This is a genomic window from Kitasatospora sp. NPDC002965 (assembly GCF_040611255.1).
Lineage (GTDB): Bacteria > Actinomycetota > Actinomycetes > Streptomycetales > Streptomycetaceae > Kitasatospora.
The window spans coordinates 48764-55179 of record NZ_JBEXNT010000054.1 but is presented as its reverse complement, the minus strand read 5'-3'; the positions used below and the strand labels follow the sequence as shown (position 1 = coordinate 55179).

6 protein-coding genes are annotated in these 6416 nt (G+C 71.8%); 3 read left to right on the top strand and 3 right to left on the bottom strand.

Annotated elements, in window-relative coordinates; translation table 11 throughout:
• Positions 1-186: 186 nt before the first annotated feature.
• Complete coding sequence (locus ABZY91_RS21520; protein ID WP_355404469.1) at positions 187-1659, bottom strand: MFS transporter; 1473 nt, start codon at positions 1657-1659, stop codon at positions 187-189.
• 138 nt (positions 1660-1797) lie between these two features.
• Here ABZY91_RS21520 and ABZY91_RS21515 point away from each other — a divergent pair, with 138 nt between their 5' ends.
• A complete protein-coding gene (locus ABZY91_RS21515) occupies positions 1798-2505 on the top strand; it encodes a TetR/AcrR family transcriptional regulator (protein ID WP_355404466.1) in 708 nt (235 codons plus the stop codon).
• Positions 2506-2635: 130 nt separating this feature from the next.
• On the opposite strand, the gene ABZY91_RS21510 is transcribed toward ABZY91_RS21515, so the two are convergent.
• On the bottom strand, positions 2636-3610 hold the full coding sequence (locus ABZY91_RS21510; protein ID WP_355404475.1) for a cytochrome c oxidase assembly protein: 975 nt from the start codon (positions 3608-3610) through the stop codon (positions 2636-2638).
• A 153-nt stretch (positions 3611-3763) separates the two neighbouring features.
• On the bottom strand, positions 3764-4759 hold the full coding sequence (locus ABZY91_RS21505) for a 2-hydroxyacid dehydrogenase (RefSeq protein WP_355404464.1): 996 nt from the start codon (positions 4757-4759) through the stop codon (positions 3764-3766).
• A 321-nt stretch (positions 4760-5080) separates the two neighbouring features.
• Between ABZY91_RS21505 and ABZY91_RS21500 the strand changes: the two genes are divergently transcribed.
• On the top strand, positions 5081-5488 hold the full coding sequence (locus ABZY91_RS21500; protein WP_329885023.1) for a tyrosinase cofactor: 408 nt from the start codon (positions 5081-5083) through the stop codon (positions 5486-5488).
• A gap of 45 nt (positions 5489-5533) precedes the next feature.
• A complete protein-coding gene (locus ABZY91_RS21495; RefSeq protein ID WP_329885024.1) occupies positions 5534-6361 on the top strand; it encodes a tyrosinase family protein in 828 nt (275 codons plus the stop codon).
• The last annotated feature ends 55 nt before the right edge of the window (positions 6362-6416 follow it).

Genomic DNA, 6416 nt, shown 5'->3' with positions numbered 1-6416 from the left:
GCCCCCCGCGCCCTGGCCGCCCTCCTCACCCCCAAACGGCGGGGTTGCCAAACCGGGGGGCCCCGCTGCCATTTTCCCCGGGCCGGCCGCGCTGACCGCTGGAGCCAACCCCGGGGCCTCCCGGCGTTCCCGCCGCCACCGGCCGGGCGCCGCCACCGGCCGGTGCGGCGGCGGTGCGCGCCGCGCTCAGTGCTCGCCCTCGGGGCGCGCCCGGCGGGGGAGCAGGAAGGCGACCAGGAAGGCCAGCGCCAGCAGGGCGGCGGCGAGGCCGTACGTCCGCCCGGCCGCGTGCTGGAAGCCGTCGGTGCCGGCCCAGCCGAAGAACGCCGTGCCGAGCAGGGCGACGCCCACCGAACCGCCGAGCTGCTGCTGGGCGTTGAGGACGCCGGAGGCCGAGCCGGTCTCCGCCTCCTCGACGCCGGCCAGGGCGATGTCGAAGAACGGCGCCATGATCAGGCCCAGACCGAAGCCGGTGAGGGCCAGCGCGGGGAGCAGCTCCCAGCTGGTGAGGCCGGCGGCCCGGTGCTCGACCGAGTACCAGAGGCCGAGCGCACCGCAGGCGGCGACCACCATGCCGCCGTGCAGGACCCGGCGGCCGTGGCGCGGGGCCAGGAGCGCGCCGGAGAGGACGGCGCCGGCGACCACGCCGAGCGACAGCGGGATCATCGAGAGCCCGGCGTGCAGCGGGGTCCAGCCGAGGCCGAGCTGCAGGTGGAGGGTGAGGACCAGCAGCAGGCCGGAGAGCGCGGCGAAGAAGACCAGCCCGGTGGCGAGCGCCGAGACGAAGGCCCGCCTGCCGAACAGTGAGGGCTCGATCAGCGGGGTGCCGCCGCGCCGCAGGACACGGCGCTGGTGGAGGGTGAAGAGCCGGAGCGCCGGCAGGGACGCGGCCATCGCCACGAAGACCCAGAGCGGCCAGTCGAGCTCGCGCCCCTGGACCAGCGGGTAGACCAGCAGCAGCACGGCGAGGCTGAGCAGCAGCACGCCCACCGGGTCGAGCCGGCCGGTGCGGGCGGTAGCGGTCACGCGGTCGGCGGGCAGGATCCGGCCGGCCATGAGGACGGTGAGCAGGCCGAGCGGCAGGTTGATCAGGAACACGGTCCGCCAGCCGAGGCCGAACCAGTCGGCGTCGGTGAGGTAGCCGCCGAGGGTGGGGCCGAGGACGGAGGAGAGCCCGAGGACGGGGCCGAAGAGGCCGAACGCGGCGCCCATCTCCCTGGGCGGGAACATCGACTTGATCAGTCCGAGGCCCTGCGGGATGAGCAGCGCGGCGAACAGGCCCTGGAGGGTCCGGGCGGCGATCAGGGTGCCGGCGCCGGGGGCCGCCGCGCAGAGCACCGAGGCGAGGGTGAAGCCGGCCGCGCCGAGCGTGAAGAGGCGCCTGCGTCCGAAGAAGTCGCCGAGCCGGGCTCCGGTGATCAGCAGGACGGCGAAGGCGAGCGTGTAGGAGGCGGAGATCCACTGGATCTGGGCGTCGCTGCCGCCGAGGTCCTGGCGGACGGAGGGCGAGGCGACGCCGACGATCGTGGTGTCGAGGAGGTCCATCACCTCGGCGGCCAGGATGACGGCGAGGCCGGCCCAGCGCAGCCGGTAGCCGGTCGGCGGGCTCTCGGCCGCCGCCGTCGGCGAGGGGTCGGGAGGGGCGATCTGGTCGGTCATGGGGGTGCTCTCCGGATTCCACGGGCGAACGTCGTTCGTTGTAACGAACACTGTTTTCCTGAACGAACAGTGTTCTCCCATGGAACGGTGTTCGTGTCAAGTAATCTGGGAGCCGTCACCGACCACGAAGGAGCCCCCATGACCAGTGCCGCCCCGCGCTCCGGCTGGTCCGAGCACTGGCAGAAGGAGAAGGCTCCGCCCAGACGGCAGCCGCTGAGCCGGGAGCGGATCGTCGAGGCCGCGCTGAGGATCGTCGACGCCGAGGGCATGGACGCGCTCAGCATGCGCCGGGTCGGACAGGAGCTCGGCACGGGCGCCGCAAGCCTGTACGCCCACGTCGGCAGCAAGGAGGAGCTGGTCGAGCTCGTCCTCGACCTCGCCTACACCGAGATCGAGCTGGAGCGGCCCGACCCGGCCACGTGGCAGGAGCAGGTGAAGCGGCTGCTGCGCCGCTCCCGCCAGGTGCTGCTCTCGCACCGGGATCTGGCCAGGGCCGCCGTCGTCGCCAACGTCCCGGTGACCCCGCACGCGATGGACATCGCCGAGGCCATGCTCGGCATGCTGCGCGCCGGCGGCCTCGACGAGCAGACCGCCGCCTACGGGGTCGACCTGCTCGGGCTCTACACGACGGCGACCGCCTTCGAGGCGTCCACCCGCGGCGGCGGGGACAGCGAGGAGTTCACCGAGCGGATCCGGAGCTACTTCGACACCGTCCCGACCGACCGCTACCCGATGATCACCTCCATGGCGGTCGCGCTCACCCGCAACGTCGGGGACGAGCGGTTCGAGTTCGGGTTGGACATCCTGGTCGCCGGCCTGGCCCGGCAGTCCGGCACGGCGGGCTGACCCCCCGGGGCCGCCGCCGGTCGGCCCCCGGTCGGCCAAGGCTCCGGCTCCGTTCCCGGCTCCGCCCGGCTCCGGAAACGACGGAACCCCCCGCCCGAGGGCGGGGGGTTCCGGAGCGGTGGGGCCGGGCTCAGCCGGCGTCGGCCGCCGGCGCGGGCCGCTGGTTGCGCTTGTCCAGCGACGCCAGGTACGCGTTGTACGCCGCCAGCTCGGCGTCGCCGCTGCGGTCCTCGGCGCGGTCCCGGCGGCGGGAGAGGCGCTCCTCGGAGCGCATCCACTGGTAGACCAGCGCGATCAGCACGATCGCCGTCGGGATCTCGCCGAACGCCCAGGTGATGCCGCCGGCCAGCTTCTGGTCGGCCAGCAGGTCCGTCCCGGGCGGCGCGCCCTCGGTGGTGAAGGTCTTCACCAGCGGCTGGCTCCCCATCATCACCGCCACGCCGAAGAAGGCGTGGAACGGCATGCCCATGAACAGCTCGATGATCCGCATCACGTGGCCCGACCGGTTCGGACCGGGGTCCACGCCCATGATCGGCCAGAAGAACGCCAGCCCGGTGGCCAGGAAGTGCACCATCATGAAGATGTGCCCGAGCCGGTACTCCATGAGGAAGTCGAACAGCGGGGTGAAGTAGACCCCGTACAGGCTCGCGATGAACAGCGGGATGGTGAACGCCGGGTGGGAGATCACCTTCACGTAGGTGCTGTGCAGCAGGGCCACCAGCAGCTCGCGCGGCCCCCGCGGATTGCCCTTGCCGGCCGGTCGCAGGGCGCGCAGCGCCAGCGTGATCGGCGCCCCGAGCAGCAGCAGGATCGGCGACAGCATGGAGAGCACCATGTGCTGCATCATGTGCGCGCTGAACAGCACCATGCCGTAGTCGTTCAACCCGGTGCAGGTGACCAGGATCACCGTCCCGGCGCCCGCCGCCCAGGCCGCCGTGCGCCCGACCGGCCAGCGGTCGCCGCGCCTGTGCAGCCGGACCACGCCGGTGAGGTACAGGGCCAGCGCCGCCAGGCTGCCGATCAGGAACACCCAGTCGGGGGACCAGGTCAGCACGTTGGAGAGCGAGAAGGGTCCGAGTTCGGTCATCCCGCCGTGGTGGTGCATTCCTGGCATTCCGTCACCCATCGGCGGGTCCTGCTTTCCATCCTCGCGGCCCCGGGGTGGGTCCGGTTCGCCCGTTTTGCTTCGTCGTACAGCCTAGGCGGGCCTTACTCCGGTGCCTCCGCCGCCCCCCGTGCAGGGTTCCGCACGAGCGGTTCAGCCGCGCGGGACGAGGACGTTCTCGCCGCGGCGCCCGGCGGCGTAGTCGTCCACGTTGCGGACGGTGGCGTCGATGATCTGGCCGACCGCGGTGCGGGTGAAGTAGGCCTGGTGCGAGGTGACCAGCACCTGGGGGAAGGTGACCAGGCGGGCGAGGGTGTCGTCGGCGATCCCCTGGATCGAGCGGTCGGTGAAGAAGACGCCGGTCTCCTCCTCGTAGACGTCCAGGCCGACGCCGGAGAGCCGGCCGACCCGCAGCGTCTCGACCAGGGCCGCACTGTCGACCAGGCCGCCGCGGCTGGAGTTGACCAGGATGGCGTCGTCCTTCATCCGGGCCAGCGCGGCGGCGTCGATCAGGTGGTGGGTGGCCGGCAGCAGCGGGACGTGCAGGCTGACCAGGTCGGCGCGGGAGAGGAGCTCGGGCAGTTCGGTGTAGGTCATGCCGAGATCCAGACAGGCCGGGTTGGGGGCGATGTCCCAGCCGAGCAGCTCGGTGCCGAAGCCGTGCGCGATCCGGGCGAAGCACTCGCCGATCTTGCCGGTGCCGATCACGCCGACCGTCATGCCGTGCACGTCCCGGCCGAGCAGGCCGTCCAGCCGGAAGTCGAACTCGCGCGAGCGGCTCGCGGCGCGGGTGAGGCGGCGGTTGACGGCCAGGGCCAGCGTCCAGGCGTGCTCGGCGACGGCGTAGGGGCTGTAGAAGGAGACCCGGGCGACCGTCAGTCCCAGCTCGGCGGCGGCCTCCAGGTCGATGTTGTTGAAACCGGTGGAGCGCTGGGCGATCAGCTCGGTCCCGCCGGCGGCGAGCAGGGCGAGCGTCTCGGCGTCCAGCTCGGCGTTGACGCTGCTGCTCACCGCAGGGTGGCCGGCGGCCAGCGGGGCGGTGTCGCGGTTGAGGAAGAGGTCCAGGCAGCGCAGTTCGTGCCGGTCCGCGAACGCCTCCTCCAGGAGCGGTCGCTCGTCCGCCTGGACGCCGTACGCGAGGATCTTCATCGGCTGTTTCCTTCCCGGGTGGCCTGCGCCGGCGGTGGTCCGGCGCATCGTCACGCTAGCCGGACGTGACGGGCGTCGCACCGTGCGGCCCGCCGGTGTCCGGCCGTTCCGGTTCGAGGTCCGTTCGGTCGCGACCGAAATTTGACTGGATTCGTACGCAACCATCCGCACCCCCGCCGAGTGGCTGTTCCCTAGGTCAAAAAGCCTTGCGAGCATCGAAACAGGGAGTGCGATCAAGAAATCGCCTCTGATTAACGATTAAACAATCGTTCGTGAACGGTGCCCTAACAACAATGCAGGGCACCTGAGGGGGGTATCACCATGTCCGAAGAGACCCATGCGTCGGAGCTCACCCGTCGTCGGATGCTGCAGGGGGCCGCGGCCGCGCTGACGGTCGCCGCCGGCACCGTCGTGATCGGGGTGGCCGGCCCGGGCGGCGGGTCGGCCACGGCCGCCGACCCGGGCGCGTCCGACACCTTCGACGAGGTCTTCCAGGGGCGCCGCATCCAGGGCCGCCCCGTCACCGGGGGCGGTCACCAGCACGGGGGCACCGGCACCGGCTACGAGGTGCGGATCGACGGCGACGAGCTGCACATGATGCGCAACGCCGACGGCACCTGGATCAGCGTCGTCAACCACTACCAGACCTTCGCGACGCCGCGTTCGCTCGCCCGGGCCGCCGTCAGCGATCTTCAGGGCGCCACGCTCGTCCCGATCGTGACCGCCTGAGTCCGTCCGCCACCCGTACCGCACACCATCATCGAGGGGGGACTCATGGCAGTCCGAAAGAACCAGGCGACCCTGACGGCCCAGGAGAAGCGGGCCTTCGTCAACGCCGTGCTCGCACTCAAGGCGTCCGGCGGCTACGACCCGTTCGTCACCACCCACAACCAGTTCATCGTCAGCGACGTGGACAACGGCGAGCGGACGGGCCACCGCTCGCCGTCCTTCCTGCCGTGGCACCGCCAGTACCTGCTCCAGTTCGAGCGGGCGCTCCAGGCCATCGACCCGAGCGTGAACCTGCCGTACTGGGACTGGACGGCCGACCGCTCGACCACCTCGTCCCTCTGGGGCGCGGACTTCCTGGGCGGCAACGGGAGGAGCGGCGACAACCAGGTGACCACCGGTGCGTTCGCCTTCTCCGGGGGCAGCTGGCCGCTCAACGTCAACATCGACAGCCGGACCTACCTGCGGCGCCAGCTCGGCGCCGGGGTGGCTCAGCTGCCGACCAGGGCCGACGCCGAGTCGGTGCTCGCCATCACCACCTACGACGCCGCGCCGTGGAACAGCTCCTCGTCCGGCTTCCGCAACAACCTGGAGGGCTGGCGCGGCGTCAACCTGCACAACCGGGTGCACGTCTGGGTGGGCGGCCAGATGGCCACCGGGATGTCGCCCAACGACCCGGTGTTCTGGCTGCACCACTGCTTCGTCGACAAGCTCTGGTCGGAGTGGCAGAAGCGCCACCCCGGGGCGACCTACCTGCCGACGGCCGGCACGCCCGACGTGGTCGACCTGAACGAGACCATGAAGCCGTGGAACACCGTCACGCCGGCCGGACTGCTCGACCACAGCAGCCTGTACACGTACGACACCGGCTTCTGATCCGCTCCCGGTAGGGCGGCTGCCGGGAACGCGAAGGCCCCGGCCCCCGAGCACG

What these genes read in the sequence shown, in the direction of transcription:
- ABZY91_RS21520 (WP_355404469.1), bottom strand. Translation starts at nt 1,659, where the DNA reads ATGACCGACCAGATCGCCCCTCCCGACCCCTCGCCGACGGCGGCGGCC.
- ABZY91_RS21515 (WP_355404466.1), top strand. Translation starts at nt 1,798, where the DNA reads ATGACCAGTGCCGCCCCGCGCTCCGGCTGGTCCGAGCACTGGCAGAAG.
- ABZY91_RS21510 (WP_355404475.1), bottom strand. Translation starts at nt 3,610, where the DNA reads ATGCACCACCACGGCGGGATGACCGAACTCGGACCCTTCTCGCTCTCC.
- ABZY91_RS21505 (WP_355404464.1), bottom strand. Translation starts at nt 4,759, where the DNA reads ATGAAGATCCTCGCGTACGGCGTCCAGGCGGACGAGCGACCGCTCCTG.
- ABZY91_RS21500 (WP_329885023.1), top strand. Translation starts at nt 5,081, where the DNA reads ATGTCCGAAGAGACCCATGCGTCGGAGCTCACCCGTCGTCGGATGCTG.
- ABZY91_RS21495 (WP_329885024.1), top strand. Translation starts at nt 5,534, where the DNA reads ATGGCAGTCCGAAAGAACCAGGCGACCCTGACGGCCCAGGAGAAGCGG.